This is a genomic window from Eggerthella sp. 1_3_56FAA (assembly GCF_000185625.1).
GTDB classification, from domain to species: Bacteria; Actinomycetota; Coriobacteriia; order Coriobacteriales; family Eggerthellaceae; genus Eggerthella; species Eggerthella lenta.
This window is the reverse complement of sequence record NZ_GL622581.1, coordinates 504,522-516,155: the sequence shown is the minus strand read 5'-3', so window position 1 is coordinate 516,155 and position 11,634 is coordinate 504,522. Positions and strand designations below refer to the sequence as shown.

General features: G+C 65.8%; 12 protein-coding genes. 9 read left to right on the top strand and 3 right to left on the bottom strand.

Annotation, left to right across the window (positions count from 1 at the left end):
- Together HMPREF1023_RS12510 and HMPREF1023_RS12505 are read left to right on the top strand one after the other, a co-directional pair.
- Positions 1 to 644: M48 family metallopeptidase (locus HMPREF1023_RS12510; protein ID WP_369707144.1), on the top strand; the 644-nt coding region annotated here is incomplete at its 5' end.
- Between the two features lie 940 nt (positions 645 to 1,584).
- Entirely contained in the window at positions 1,585 to 2,964 is a 1,380-nt protein-coding gene (locus tag HMPREF1023_RS12505) for a DHA2 family efflux MFS transporter permease subunit (RefSeq protein WP_021410161.1), read from the top strand.
- 27 nt (positions 2,965 to 2,991) lie between these two features.
- Here the strand turns inward: HMPREF1023_RS12505 and HMPREF1023_RS12500 are convergent, their stop codons facing one another.
- Positions 2,992 to 3,825: an alpha/beta hydrolase gene (locus tag HMPREF1023_RS12500; RefSeq protein WP_232228723.1), complete on the bottom strand. Its 834-nt coding sequence runs from the start codon at positions 3,823 to 3,825 to the stop codon at positions 2,992 to 2,994.
- 412 nt (positions 3,826 to 4,237) lie between these two features.
- Here HMPREF1023_RS12500 and HMPREF1023_RS12495 point away from each other — a divergent pair, with 412 nt between their 5' ends.
- Both HMPREF1023_RS12495 and HMPREF1023_RS12490 read left to right on the top strand, forming a co-directional pair.
- On the top strand, positions 4,238 to 4,552 hold the full coding sequence (locus HMPREF1023_RS12495) for a DUF6442 family protein (protein ID WP_009306733.1): 315 nt from the start codon (positions 4,238 to 4,240) through the stop codon (positions 4,550 to 4,552).
- Between the two features lie 9 nt (positions 4,553 to 4,561).
- Entirely contained in the window at positions 4,562 to 4,813 is a 252-nt protein-coding gene (locus HMPREF1023_RS12490; protein ID WP_009306731.1) for a helix-turn-helix transcriptional regulator, read from the top strand.
- A gap of 43 nt (positions 4,814 to 4,856) precedes the next feature.
- On the opposite strand, the gene HMPREF1023_RS12485 is transcribed toward HMPREF1023_RS12490, so the two are convergent.
- Complete coding sequence (locus HMPREF1023_RS12485; RefSeq protein ID WP_035577748.1) at positions 4,857 to 5,201, bottom strand: GIY-YIG nuclease family protein; 345 nt, start codon at positions 5,199 to 5,201, stop codon at positions 4,857 to 4,859.
- Between the two features lie 259 nt (positions 5,202 to 5,460).
- Positions 5,461 to 6,774, bottom strand: coding sequence for a lipase family protein (locus tag HMPREF1023_RS12480; RefSeq protein WP_009306727.1), 1,314 nt, complete (start codon positions 6,772 to 6,774; stop codon positions 5,461 to 5,463).
- A gap of 372 nt (positions 6,775 to 7,146) precedes the next feature.
- On the opposite strand from HMPREF1023_RS12480, the gene metG reads away from it, so the two are divergent.
- From metG to HMPREF1023_RS12455, 5 genes are all read left to right on the top strand, one after another.
- Complete coding sequence (gene metG, locus HMPREF1023_RS12475; protein ID WP_009306725.1) at positions 7,147 to 8,736, top strand: methionine--tRNA ligase; 1,590 nt, start codon at positions 7,147 to 7,149, stop codon at positions 8,734 to 8,736.
- Positions 8,737 to 8,942: 206 nt separating this feature from the next.
- On the top strand, positions 8,943 to 9,245 hold the full coding sequence (locus HMPREF1023_RS12470; RefSeq protein WP_009306723.1) for a hypothetical protein: 303 nt from the start codon (positions 8,943 to 8,945) through the stop codon (positions 9,243 to 9,245).
- Positions 9,246 to 9,263: 18 nt separating this feature from the next.
- Entirely contained in the window at positions 9,264 to 9,917 is a 654-nt protein-coding gene (locus tag HMPREF1023_RS12465; protein ID WP_009306722.1) for a TatD family hydrolase, read from the top strand.
- Between the two features lie 5 nt (positions 9,918 to 9,922).
- The gene (locus HMPREF1023_RS12460) at positions 9,923 to 10,540 is read left to right on the top strand and encodes a flavodoxin family protein (RefSeq protein WP_009306721.1); all 618 of its coding nucleotides are present in this window, start codon (positions 9,923 to 9,925) and stop codon (positions 10,538 to 10,540) included.
- Positions 10,540 to 11,583: an rRNA adenine dimethyltransferase family protein gene (locus tag HMPREF1023_RS12455; RefSeq protein ID WP_009306720.1), complete on the top strand. Its 1,044-nt coding sequence runs from the start codon at positions 10,540 to 10,542 to the stop codon at positions 11,581 to 11,583. The genes HMPREF1023_RS12460 and HMPREF1023_RS12455 overlap by 1 nt, the downstream gene beginning before the upstream one ends.
- Positions 11,584 to 11,634: the final 51 nt, after the last annotated feature.

Sequence of the window (11,634 nt, the reverse complement as noted above, 5' to 3'; positions counted from 1 at the left end):
CGCGGGTCGCGCCGGCGCGGTCGGGAGGTGGTCGCGTGAGCCCGCGGCAGCGTGCGGCGCGGGGGCGGGCTTCGGCCTCGCGTCCCGTTGCGCCCGTCGAGCCCGTCGAACTCGTGGTGGACGGCCTGGTCGTGCGGCTCACACGCAAGCGCATCAAGAACCTCAACCTGCGCGTGCATCGCGGCGGCGGGTTCGTAGAGGTGTCGGCGCCGGCGTACGTGCGTGATCGCGACATCGAGAGGTTCGTCCGCGAGAAGCGCCCGTGGATCGACGCGAAGCTCGCGCAGGTTGCCGCCTCGCCCGCCGCCGTGGCGGCCGAGGCGGGGCCCGAGGAGGTGGCGGCGTGGCGCGCCGTGGTGGAGGCGTGCGTGCCCGCGCTCGTGGAGGCGTGGGAGCCCATCATGGGCGTGAAGGCCGGCAAGCTGGCGTATCGCAACATGACCAGCCGCTGGGGCAGCTGCCAACCTGCCACGGGCCGCATCTGCATCAACGTGCGTTTGGCGCTCTATCCGCCCGAATGCCTGGAGTACGTGGTGGTGCACGAGCTGTGCCACCTGCTGGAGCGCGGCCACGGCTCCCGCTTCAAAGCGCTCATGGACGCCTTCATGCCCGACTGGCGAGATCGGCGCGCGAAGCTGCGCTAGGGCCTTGGTAGCGCCGCGCCCGTAGGCGCCCAAGCGTGGCGAGCACCGAGTGCTGAGCGCCACCCCGAAGGGCGCGGGTCGCGTCCGTGCGCGGCGCGCATTACGCGCCGGCTCGGAATGCGCGGGTCGATCTCGATACGCCCGCGTGCACCGTATGAAAGCCGCAGGTCGTGCCCTGCGTTCGTCCGAGCGCGTTCCCGATGCCCTTCTGCGCGTGGCCGGCGGGCCGCTTGACGGGACGTTCGGGCTTCCGCGGTAAAAACGGAACGGTTGGGTAATCCTGAAGGGCGCCCGACCGCCACCTTCTTGGGCTGCTGAACCTTCTCAAGCGCGTCCTCCCAGGTCGGGTGTTCGGATCAGAAATGTAAGCAACATAGTATGATTACCAAACCGACTCGTTTTTACCGCGACGGGAGGATTTTCGTGACATCGACCCATTCGCTTGGTAGCTGGGTCATGGTTGCGCGTTCGTCGCGACCGGCCACCCCGGCTCGACCGTCGTCGGGCAGCGTGTTGGGCGAAAAACGGTTCCCATGACAATTTCGGCGGTGCTGTCGGGCATCGGTGGTTGCGTGCGGATTATGCCACCTGGGGTTATGCGGTCGGACGAGGCGATGCGGCGCGTCGAAACCGCTTCGCGATTGCCATGGGGGGGTGTTTTGCGCCCAGGTCGGCCTCGCAGCTGCGGGCGAGCGTCCGGCACGGTGAGGTTCCGTCGGGCGCAGGCGAGCGTCCGGCACGGCGGTCACCGTCGGGCGCGGGCGAGCGTCCAGGGCGCGGGCGCGACTGGCCTTGCCCAGGCCTGATCGCGGAATGTGTGCATCCTTCGCAAACCGCTTGCGCACGCTGCTATCATGGAACTATGGAAAGCGCACAGGCGATAGAGCGAGAACGGAACTATGGCAGCGCGGGTGATACCGCGCAAGGGGTATCCGACGGCTTGCCGAAGAGACAGCGCACCATCGTGCTTGCGGTCATGATGTCGGGCACCACCGCCGCGTGCATCTCGCAGAGCATGATGATAGCCGCGCTTCCCACCATCATGCACGAGTACTCCGTGAGCGCCTCGCTCGGCCAGCTTCTCACCACGTCCTACATCTTCACGCTTGGCCTCATCTCGGCTATGACCGCCTATCTGGTGCATCGCGTTGATTCGAAGAAGCTGTTCATCGCAGCCATGGTGTGCTTCGTCGCAGGTTGCGCGGCCGCGCTCGTCGCACCGAATTATCCGCTGCTGTTGGCATCGCGCCTGCTGCAAGCCGGCGGCGCGGGCATCGCGCTGCCGCTTATCCAGGTGGTGGCGCTGTCAGTGTACCCCAAAAGCGAGTACGGCCGTGCGATGGGTCTGGTGGGCCTCATCATCGGCTTCGCGCCGGCCATCGGGCCCACCGTATCCGGCTTCCTCATCGACTTCTGGGGTTGGCGCTCGGTGTTCGTCATCTTGGGCGCGGTGTCGGCGGTGGTTGTGGTGCTGTCGTTATTCGTGCTGTCCGACGTGGTGAAGCGCGAAGGGTCGCGCGAGCGGTTCGACGTGCCTTCGGGGCTTTTGTACACGCTTGGCTTCTGCGGCATCATGCTGGGGACCACGGTTATGGAGTCGGACGCTGCGTTCGATCCTGTGTCTTTGGCGGCGCTCGCAGGCGGCGCGCTTGCGCTCTTCGTGTTCGCGAGGCGCCAGGCGCGCATCGAGCAGTCGCTGCTCAAACTGTCGTGCTTTCGCAACCGCACGTTCGCGATAGCCACTGTGCTGGTGATGATGTCCCAGATGGCGTTCATGGTCGGTTCCATCATGGTGCCGTTGTTCGTACAGGACGTGCAGGGCGGCAGTGCCACGGTGTCGGGGCTGACTATCCTGCCGGGCGCGGTGCTGCTAGGGTTCTTGAACCCGGTGACGGGACGCCTGCTCGACCGTTACGGTCCAAGGCCGCTCGTTGCGGTGGGATGCGCGGTGCTGGCTGCGGGCACACTGGCGTTCGCGGCGTGCGACGCGGGTACGCCCGAGTGGGCGATAACCGTGTTGTACGGCGTGCGCACGGTGGGGGTCGCATGCCTCATGATGCCGATGACCGCTCACGCTTGCGCGGCGCTGTCTCTTGAAGACATCGCGCAAGGCACGGCCATCATCACGTCGTTTCGCCAGATTTTCGGTGCGCTCTCGTCGTCGGCGCTTATCACGGTTATGGCGCTCGCATCTTCCAACGAGCTAGGCATCGACGTCGGCGGTTTCGCTTTAAGCTTCGAAGTGCAGGCGGCCATCATCGTCGTGGGCTTCGTCGTGGGCATGGCGTTTCTGCCGCGCCCGCAGCGGAAAACGCGCTAGAGGCGGCTCGGCTGAGCGTGGTTCGCGCTATGCTGCGGCTGCCAGGGACGGCTCGGCGTAGCGGGCCCTGATGTAGCGGTCGATGGCGTCGGCGGTTTGGCTCTGCTGTTCCGCGGGGGTGATGCTGGCTTCGCCATCGCCGCTTTGCGGGCCGTAGGCGCCGAAGCCGGCATGGTTGCCGCCTTCGATCTCCACGGTTTCGGCTCCCTTGGGCAGCAGGTCGGCGTTGTCCTCGAGCTTGGCGCGGTTGAGCACCTGGTCGTTCGAGCCGTACAGGGAGATGGCGCCCAGGTTCGTGCTCGACAGGTCGCTGGCGGAGTAGGATCCCAGCAGCACGAGGCCGTCGAGCGTGCCGTCGCCGGCATGGTCGACCGCGTACTGCGCCGCCATCGAGCCGCCCAGCGAGTGGCCGCCCACCCACCAGGCGCCCACGTCGGGGAAGTCCGCGCGCACGCGGTCGGCCGCGTTGATGTCGAAGAACGCGAAATTGAACGGCATCTGGACCACCACGGCCAGGTAGCCGCGCTCGGCCAGATCGCGCATGAGCGGCGCGTACGCGCTGTATTCCACCTTCGCGCCGGGGTAGAACACGAGGCCGACGGCTGCGTTCGGGTCGCCGAACGCAAGGTAGTTGTCTCCCTGCTGAACGGGCAGCGTCTCGGTCGACACGAGGTTGCGATGGTTCGCGTCGAGGTCGTGGTACGAGTCGCTCGCGTACGCGAAGAACGCGGCTGCCAGCACGCACAGCAGGATGGCGAGGGCCGTCAGCGCGACGACGAGCTTGCGCGGCTTGCGGCGCGCGGCGACGGGCGTGCCGCTTTCGGCCGCTTCCGTCGTGGGTGTAGGTTCGTTCGTTTCCATGACGAGCATGGTAGCAAAAGAGTGCCATGCCCGGTTCCGGATCTGCAACGCTTGCCTTGCATTTCCTCTTCGTGATAAGTATACTTGACATTGTGATAAGAAAACTTGGCAGAATGAACCAATGAAAACCTTGGGATGCCGTACGAGGATGCCCAGTTGGCAAAAAGCAATCGAATTCGGAAGGTGAGCGCAGTCCGATTCGGTGGCAAGTCCAACGTGATTGAGGATGCCGGCTCGCGACCAGGTATTTTGCAGAGTGGGTAGCCGCGCATCGCTGCGATCAGGGATTCAAACTTCCGAATTCGGAGGTTTTTCGCCATCGAGAAGCGTTTTGCGTGCTTGGTGAGGCATGAGTACAAATGTTTCACGTGAAACATCCGGAAGCGAACGGGCGATGCAGAAGGAGGCAGCCATGAACAAGGACGAGATTCTGGAGAAGAGCCGTCGGGACAACGACGGAATGGACGAGCGGTTCAAGCTGATGCAATGGCGTGCGAGCTACCTTATGCTCTCCGTGATGATGGTGGTATGGGCGTTGTTGTTCGTGTGGGATTCGCTTCATGGTCAGAGCACGGATGTGTCGTTCGCCATTGTCATGTCGGGCATAGCCGCCATGAACTTCTACCAGTTCTACCAGTTTCGTTACAAAACCGCGTTGGGTGCGGGCGTTTTGGTGACGGTCGCGGTCATCAGCGTCGTCGTCCACCATATATTCGCGACGATGTAGGGGCACTTCATGATCAAGCTACCGTCTCTCGGATTCGACGATGTGCATGACAACGACGGCGAGCTCGAACTCTGCAACCGGCTGAAGGCGGCGCGCGCCGAGGCGGGGCTTTCGCAGGCAGAGCTCGCGGGGCTCGTGGGTGTCTCGCGCCAGACCATCTCGTCCATCGAGACGGGCCTGTTCAACCCTACGGCAAAGCTGGCCCTCGTCCTCTGCATCGCGCTCGACAAGAAGTTCGAGGATCTGTTCTACTTCGAGTGAAGTGTGCGCAAGGGCGCATCAAGGGTCGACGGACGCGCCTGGCTCACTTCCAGATCTTGCGGGCTTCGGGGTCTTCGGCCAGCAGCAGGTCGCGCAAGGCTTGCAGGTCGTCGGCCGAGACGTCTTCGGGGTTCTCGTACTCCAGCGTGTCCGCCACGCGAAAGTCGAAGCCGTTCTCGCCGTGCTCGCTCCACAGCTGCTGCAGCGGACGGTTCGGGTGCCCGCCTCCGTTCAGCTTCGCCCGCAGGCTGTTGAGCTCCTTCGCCGCGTCGCGCGTGATGCCCAGAAAGCGCTGGCCCGTGGCAGTGCAGCGCAGTTCAACCACGCCCATGTCGGGGCGGCGGCTCTTGTATGCGTCTCGCAATTCCTTGCGTCGGTCGGTTTGCATGCGTATCACCTCATCGTCCACGGTACCGCATGCCGTCCGGGCGCGCAATCTACGGAACGTCGACCGTTGCCCTCGCCCCTTGTCATCCTATGGGCGCAGGCGGCGGAGCCGCCGGGGTCGAAGGATCCTGCGCGGCGATAGCCGGAATGCTTGCAGCTGGTGCCGCACGGGATCATTCGACTCCGCGCTGCGCGGTCCGCCCAGGATGGCAGAAGATCACCTATTTAAACGACGGCGCCTGTTACGTTCTCGCCCTCAATCAGGCCGAAGCCGGCTGATCGGCCGCGCCGGCCTGCATCCAGGCGATGTACGTGTCGGGGTGGTGGGCGGTCAGCGCGGCCGAAAGGTCGAGGCCGAGGAGCGACTGCACGGCACCGACGATGCCCAATGGGCTGACCAGCGCGTCGAGCGTGGGCACGCGGGTGGATGCCGTGGAGCCGAACGTGCTCAGCGTAGCGAAGTCGTCCTCGTCGCATCCTAACGCGTAGCCGGTGTTGCGCTGGTAGGCGGTCTGCACGATGGCGTACGAATCGTCGAAGTCGGCGCTTACGGTGCTGGGCAGCGTGATGGTGGAGCCGTAGCGTCCGAAACCCCAGGAGGAAAGCGGCAGCTGCGTGACGATGTCCGCCTCGTTCACCACGTTGAAGATGTTGTCGAACCTCGGATCGTGCCGGTCGTCCGCGCGCGTGGCGCACGGGGCGGCGAACGTGTAGGCGTAGATGCCGGACGAGGGCGCCAGCGCCGACGCGTCGTCGTCCGGGTCGCCGAGGTCGGCGGCCAGCAGGTTCGCGATGGCCCCGCCGCGGCTGTGCCCTGTGATGAGAATGCGCGTGTGAGCGGGGTCGATGCCCAGATCGCTCGCGTAGGAGCGCACTGCTTTCTCGACCTCTTCCTCGGCCGCTTTGAACCCGCGGTGGTCGGCATCGTCGGAGCCGGCGCCCAGGAAGTTGAAGTTGCTGAGCCACTCTGCGCCGTACGTGCCGCGGATGCCCACGAACAGAAGCGTGACGGGCTTCCCGTCGCCGTCCGAAGCGATGGTCTTGCTGGCCAACGTGTACGCGGCCACGTCGCTCGATCCCACCAACAGTGAGCTGACCTCGTCGAGGACGCTGCTGCGCATCGCGTACGACTCGGTGCGCACGTCGTGGAATCCCAGCGCGCCAAGCGTCCGCTCGGCGTAGGGCAGCGAACCGGCCACGCCGTCGTAGTACTGGGATTCGGAATTGCACACCGCCGCCAACACGGAACAGGCCGTGGCCAGATCGTGCTGGTAGGTGCGGGCGTCGTGGAAGAACCAGGAGTCGTCGAACGTCAGCTGCGTGGATGTTCGCCCTGACGGGTTGTTCGGGTCGAGGGCGGCTACCACCTCGCTGCAGTATTCGGCGGTGACGGTGGTGCGCGGGGAAGCGGGGACGTGCGCGACGACCGCGTTTCCATTGGCGTGCGCGACGGGAACGAGCCCCGATTCGTAGCCCGTGTACCGGAGCTGTACCATGAACAGCGCGATGAGAAGGAGGCAGCCGAGCAGGGAAGCGACAGCCGACGCGAAGCGTCGCGCGGGGTTCGTCTGCATCGGTCCTCCTTCGCCATCGGTGAGTGCTTCCTTCGTTTCGGCCAGTATACGGTGTCGTGCCGCCGCGGTTACCGGTGCTGGCGCAACGCAAGTGAAACTTAAGCGTGCTGTAAGCATTTCTTAAGGTTTGGGGCACATTGCGGCAAGGTTCGGGATTCCTTTGCATCGCGGGCGTGAAACATTCGCGTGCGATCTGCGGGGACGAGGGGTCGAAGCGTTTCCTCGTGCTAGAATATCCAGTTGCTTGCCAACTGGCGAACGAATGCTGGTTGGCGCGCGTCGTCCAAGCGCGCCGCATCATGAGCGGCGGCGCTCGAAAGCCGGCTGACGAGGCATCATGCGCCGCGCGGCCCCGAAATGTGAGGAAGCACCATGTCAAAGGGAACCTACTCGTTCACCACCCCCATCTACTACGTCAACGCGGCCCCGCACCTCGGCACCGCGTACACCACCATCGCCGCCGACACCGTGGCGCGCTACCAGCGCATGAACGGCTACGACGTGGCGTTCGTGACGGGCATGGACGAGCACGGCCAGAAGGTGGCCGACACCGCCGCCGACAAGGGCATGACCCCGCAGGACTGGTGCGACTCCATGGAGCCCGCGTTCCGCGACGCATGGGACATGCTGGGCATCACCTACACCGACTTCGTGCGCACCACCGAGCCGCGCCACGCGCGCACGGTGCAGAAGTTCTGGCAGGACCTCTACGATCGCGGCTGGTGCTACAAGGGCAGCTACGAGGGTTGGTACTGCGTGCATGAGGAAACCTACTACGCTGAAAGCGACCTCGAGAAGAACGAGGACGGGGAGCTGGTGTGCCCCGACTGCAAGCGCCCCGTGCAGAAGGCGGGCGGCGAGGAGAACTGGTTCTTCAAGCTGTCCGAGTTCGGCGACAAGCTGCTGGCGTTCTACGAGGAGAACCCCGATTTCATCCGTCCCGAAACGCGCAAGAACGAGATCGTGTCGTTCGTGAAGAGCGGTCTGAAGGACCTGTCCATCTCGCGCAGCACGTTCGACTGGGGCGTGCCGCTGCCGTTCGACGAGGGCCACGTGGCCTACGTGTGGGCCGACGCTTTGCTGGCCTACCTCACCGGCATCGGCTACGGCGACGAGGGCGAGCGCGCCGGCGAGTTCGACGCCCGCTGGCCCATGCAGTACCACTTCGTGGGCAAGGACATCACGCGCTTCCACTGCGTCATCTGGCCGGCCATGCTCATGGCGGCCGGGCTGCCCATCACCCACACCGTGTTCGGCCACGGCTTCCTGCTCACGAAGGGCGAGAAGATGTCGAAGTCGAAGGGCAACGCCCTGAAGCCCGCGGACCTCTGCAAGGTGTTCGGCGTGGACGCGTACCGCTACTACTTCATGAGCGACGTGCAGTTCGGCGCCGACGGCTCCATCTCCATGGAGCGCATGGTGCAGGTGTACAACGCCGATTTGGCCAACACCTGGGGAAACCTGTGCAGCCGCGTGTTCAACATGACGAAGAAGTACTTCGACGGCCAGGTTCCGGAGGTGCCCGCCGAGGTGCTTGCGAATGAGAACCCGCTGCGCGCCATAACCGAGGAGCTGTACGCCGAGTACGACGCGGCTCTGGGCGCCGTCGACTTCACGGCCGCCGCGGCCGCGGTGCAGAAGCTGGCCGGTCGCGTGAACCTCTACGTGGAGGAGAGCGCCCCGTGGAACCTCGCGAAGAGCGAGGAGACCGCCGGCGAGCTGGCCGAGGTCATCTACAACGCGCTTGAGGCCATCCGCATCATCGCGCTGTACATGGCGCCGTTCATGCCGAACACGTCGGCCGAGGTGTTCCGTCGCCTGTCGCTGGGCGACATCGAGGCCGTGACCGACATCGAGGCCGCGACGGCCTGGGGCCAGCTGCCCGCCGGCAACCCGGTGGAAATCGGCGACCCCCTGTTCCCGCGCCTGGACATGGACGCCATCGACCTGAGCATGGAGTAGAACGGTTCCGCCGGCCTGCCGGCCGGCGGAGCAGCCGACGCTGCGGCGCGTCCTCGCACGCGATCTTCGTGCGATCCCGGAGCCTCGCGTACCATAGTACGCTTCGCCTCCGCGATCCCGCGAATCTCGCATCCGAGGACGCCCCTCGCTGGCTTTGTTGGACCGGCGACGACTCGAACAACCTGCGAGCAAGAAAGGACGCGACCATGGTCGACGAACAGAGCGCGGAACCCGTCTTCGACGATCCGCAGTTTCGGCAGAAGCGCAAGCACGGCCGCTACCGCGTGGTGGACGCTCCCCAGCTCGAGGGGCCGGTGGCCGACACGCACGCCCACCTGCAGCTTCTGCCCGATCCGTCGTACGCGCTCGCGCGCTGCGCGGCTCACAAGGTGGAGTTCGTCTGCACCATCGTGGATGCGTTCGAAGACGGGACCACCACGTTCGATCGCTTGAACTCGTGGCGGTTCGAGGCCGCTGCGGCTGCCAAGCGCTTCGTCGGCTGGACTTGAAGCGACCCCTTCCCGCGCGTGCCGCGGGTTCGGATCGCCGTCGGGTGCCACCCGCATAACGCGAAGTACTACGACGACGGCTTGGAGGCCGATTTGCGCCGTATGCTCAAGGACCCGCGCGTGGCCGCGCTCGGCGAGATCGGCTTGGACTACCACTACGACTTCTCGCCGCGCGACGATCAGCGCGAGGCCTTCCGTCGCCAGCTCCGCTTGGCGAAGGAGGCGGGATTGCCCGTGGCGCTGCACCTGCGCGAGGCGCATGACGAGGCGCTTGCCATCATGCGCGAAGAGGGCTTCCCCGAGGCGGGCACGCTGCTGCACTGCTTCAATCTGGACTGGGCCACGCTGGAACCGTGGGTGGAAGCCGGATGCTACGTGGCGTTCGGCGGCGCGCTCACCTTCAAGAACGCCGACGACACGCGCGAGGCCGCAGCCCGCGTGCCGGCGGATCGTCTGCTCACCGAGACGGATGCGCCGTACATGACGCCCGAACCTATGCGCGGCATGACCTGCCTGCCCGATCACGTGCTGTTCACGGCGGAGCGGCTGGCCGAGGCCTGCGGGCGGGCGCCTGGGGCCCAGCGCGAGGAGTTCCTCGCCCGACTTATGGACAATGCGCGCGAACTGCTGGATCGCCCGGCCACCGCTTGGCAGAAGAACAAAGGAGCGTGACGCTTATGAAGCGACTCATCATCAGCGGTTCCCCTCGGGCGCGAGGGCGCAGCGCGGGCGTCGCGGAGGCCGTGCGCTTCGCTTTCGAGGAATCCTGCGCCGACGACGATGTGCAGCTTGTTTCGTTGGCGGACGTGCGCATCTCCCCGTGCACGGGGTGCGAGACGTGTGCGGACACCTTGGGGCGCAACGAGCTGTACTGCATCATCTCGGACGACATGCTGCGCGTGCGCGAGATGCTGAACGCTTGCGATCAGCTGACGGTGGTGTCGCCGGTGTACTTCGCGGGCGCGCCGTCCCAGCTCAAGGCGTTCCTCGACCGCCTGCAGCCGTACTTCTACGCCAACTGGCGCGCCAAGCCGAAGCGACCGGCAAGCCTGTACGTGGTGGGCGAGGGGGGCGACCCGCACGGGTTCGGCCCGCTTGTGGGCGAGGCGCGCTCGGCGTTGGCCGTGGCGGGCTTCGCGCTGGAATCCGTGCACGACTGGGTGGGCCTCGTCAGCGCGGACGGCGCGCTCCCTTCGGGTTCCGACGTGCTGGAGGGCGGCCGCGTGCATCCGGCGTCGGCCTACACGTGCACGGGTCCCGAAGGCACGTTTCCACGCGCGGTGGGGCAGGTCTGATGACGAAGCTGTCGCCGCTGGCCAGCGTGTCCGAGACGCGTGCCGTCCTGGAAGCGCACGGGCTTTCGACCAAGTACTCGCTCGGCCAGAACTTCCTTATCAACGACGCCATCTTGCAGAAGATCGTCGCCTTGGCCGATCTTGCGCCCGACGACTACGTGCTGGAGGTGGGGCCCGGCATAGGCACGCTCACCATCGCGCTGCTCAAGAGTGCAGGGCGCGTGCTGTCGGTGGAGCGCGACCCCGACCTACCCGCCGTGCTGGTCGAGACGCTGGCTCCCTGGTCCGACCGATTCGCCCTGCTCAACAAAGACGCGCTTGATTTATGTTCCGCTGATTTCCAATCAGCGGAACCACTCGACGCTGCGGCTTCCCGTGGTGCCCGATCTCGCGGCGAGGCTGAAGGCTCGCGTACCGAAGTACGCAGCGCCTTCGCCCTCCCCACGATCTCGGGCACCACGGAAACCCTCGCTGACGTAGCTGGACCCATGAGGCTTTTACCCAACAAGCTGGTGGCGAACCTGCCCTACGCCGTGGCCGCCACCGTGGTGCTCGACTACTTCGAGCAGTTCGCGTCGCTGGAAAGCGCCACCGTCATGGTGCAGAAGGAAGTGGCCGACCGCATGGCCGCCAGCCCGGGCACGAAGAACTACGGCGCCTACACGGTGAAGCTGCGCCTGTACGCCGAGCCGGCCGGGCGCTTCGCCGTAGGGCCGGGCAACTTCTTCCCGCCGCCGCGGGTGGAGAGCGCCGTGCTGCGCCTGAACCGCCGCCCGGTCTTCGACGACCAAGGCGTGCCGCTCGATGCCGATGCGATCGCCGCCGCCTGCACCATGGCCGAGGCCGCGTTCGCCACGCGCCGCAAAACGCTGTCGAACTCCTGCAAAACCTACTTCGCCGGACGAGGCCCGCAAGGGGCCGCCGTCATCGCCCGGCTCCCGCAGTTGTTCGAGCGCGCCGGCATCGATCCCCGCCTCCGCGGCGAGACCCTCGACCTCCCCGAGTTCGTCCGCCTCGGCTGCGCCTTCCAGCAGATCGCTTGAACGGTTCGGTCGCTGAAGAGGGCTCGTCTGCCGAGGGGCTTGCCGCCGAGC

Bases quoted from the DNA above. Each gene is read 5' to 3' on its own strand.
- HMPREF1023_RS12500 (WP_232228723.1), bottom strand. From the start codon at position 3,825: ATGGAAACGAACGAACCTACACCCACGACGGAAGCGGCCGAAAGCGGC.
- HMPREF1023_RS12495 (WP_009306733.1), top strand. From the start codon at position 4,238: ATGAACAAGGACGAGATTCTGGAGAAGAGCCGTCGGGACAACGACGGA.
- HMPREF1023_RS12490 (WP_009306731.1), top strand. From the start codon at position 4,562: ATGATCAAGCTACCGTCTCTCGGATTCGACGATGTGCATGACAACGAC.
- HMPREF1023_RS12485 (WP_035577748.1), bottom strand. From the start codon at position 5,201: ATGCAAACCGACCGACGCAAGGAATTGCGAGACGCATACAAGAGCCGC.
- HMPREF1023_RS12480 (WP_009306727.1), bottom strand. From the start codon at position 6,774: ATGCAGACGAACCCCGCGCGACGCTTCGCGTCGGCTGTCGCTTCCCTG.
- metG (WP_009306725.1), top strand. From the start codon at position 7,147: ATGTCAAAGGGAACCTACTCGTTCACCACCCCCATCTACTACGTCAAC.
- HMPREF1023_RS12470 (WP_009306723.1), top strand. From the start codon at position 8,943: ATGGTCGACGAACAGAGCGCGGAACCCGTCTTCGACGATCCGCAGTTT.
- HMPREF1023_RS12460 (WP_009306721.1), top strand. From the start codon at position 9,923: ATGAAGCGACTCATCATCAGCGGTTCCCCTCGGGCGCGAGGGCGCAGC.
- HMPREF1023_RS12455 (WP_009306720.1), top strand. From the start codon at position 10,540: ATGACGAAGCTGTCGCCGCTGGCCAGCGTGTCCGAGACGCGTGCCGTC.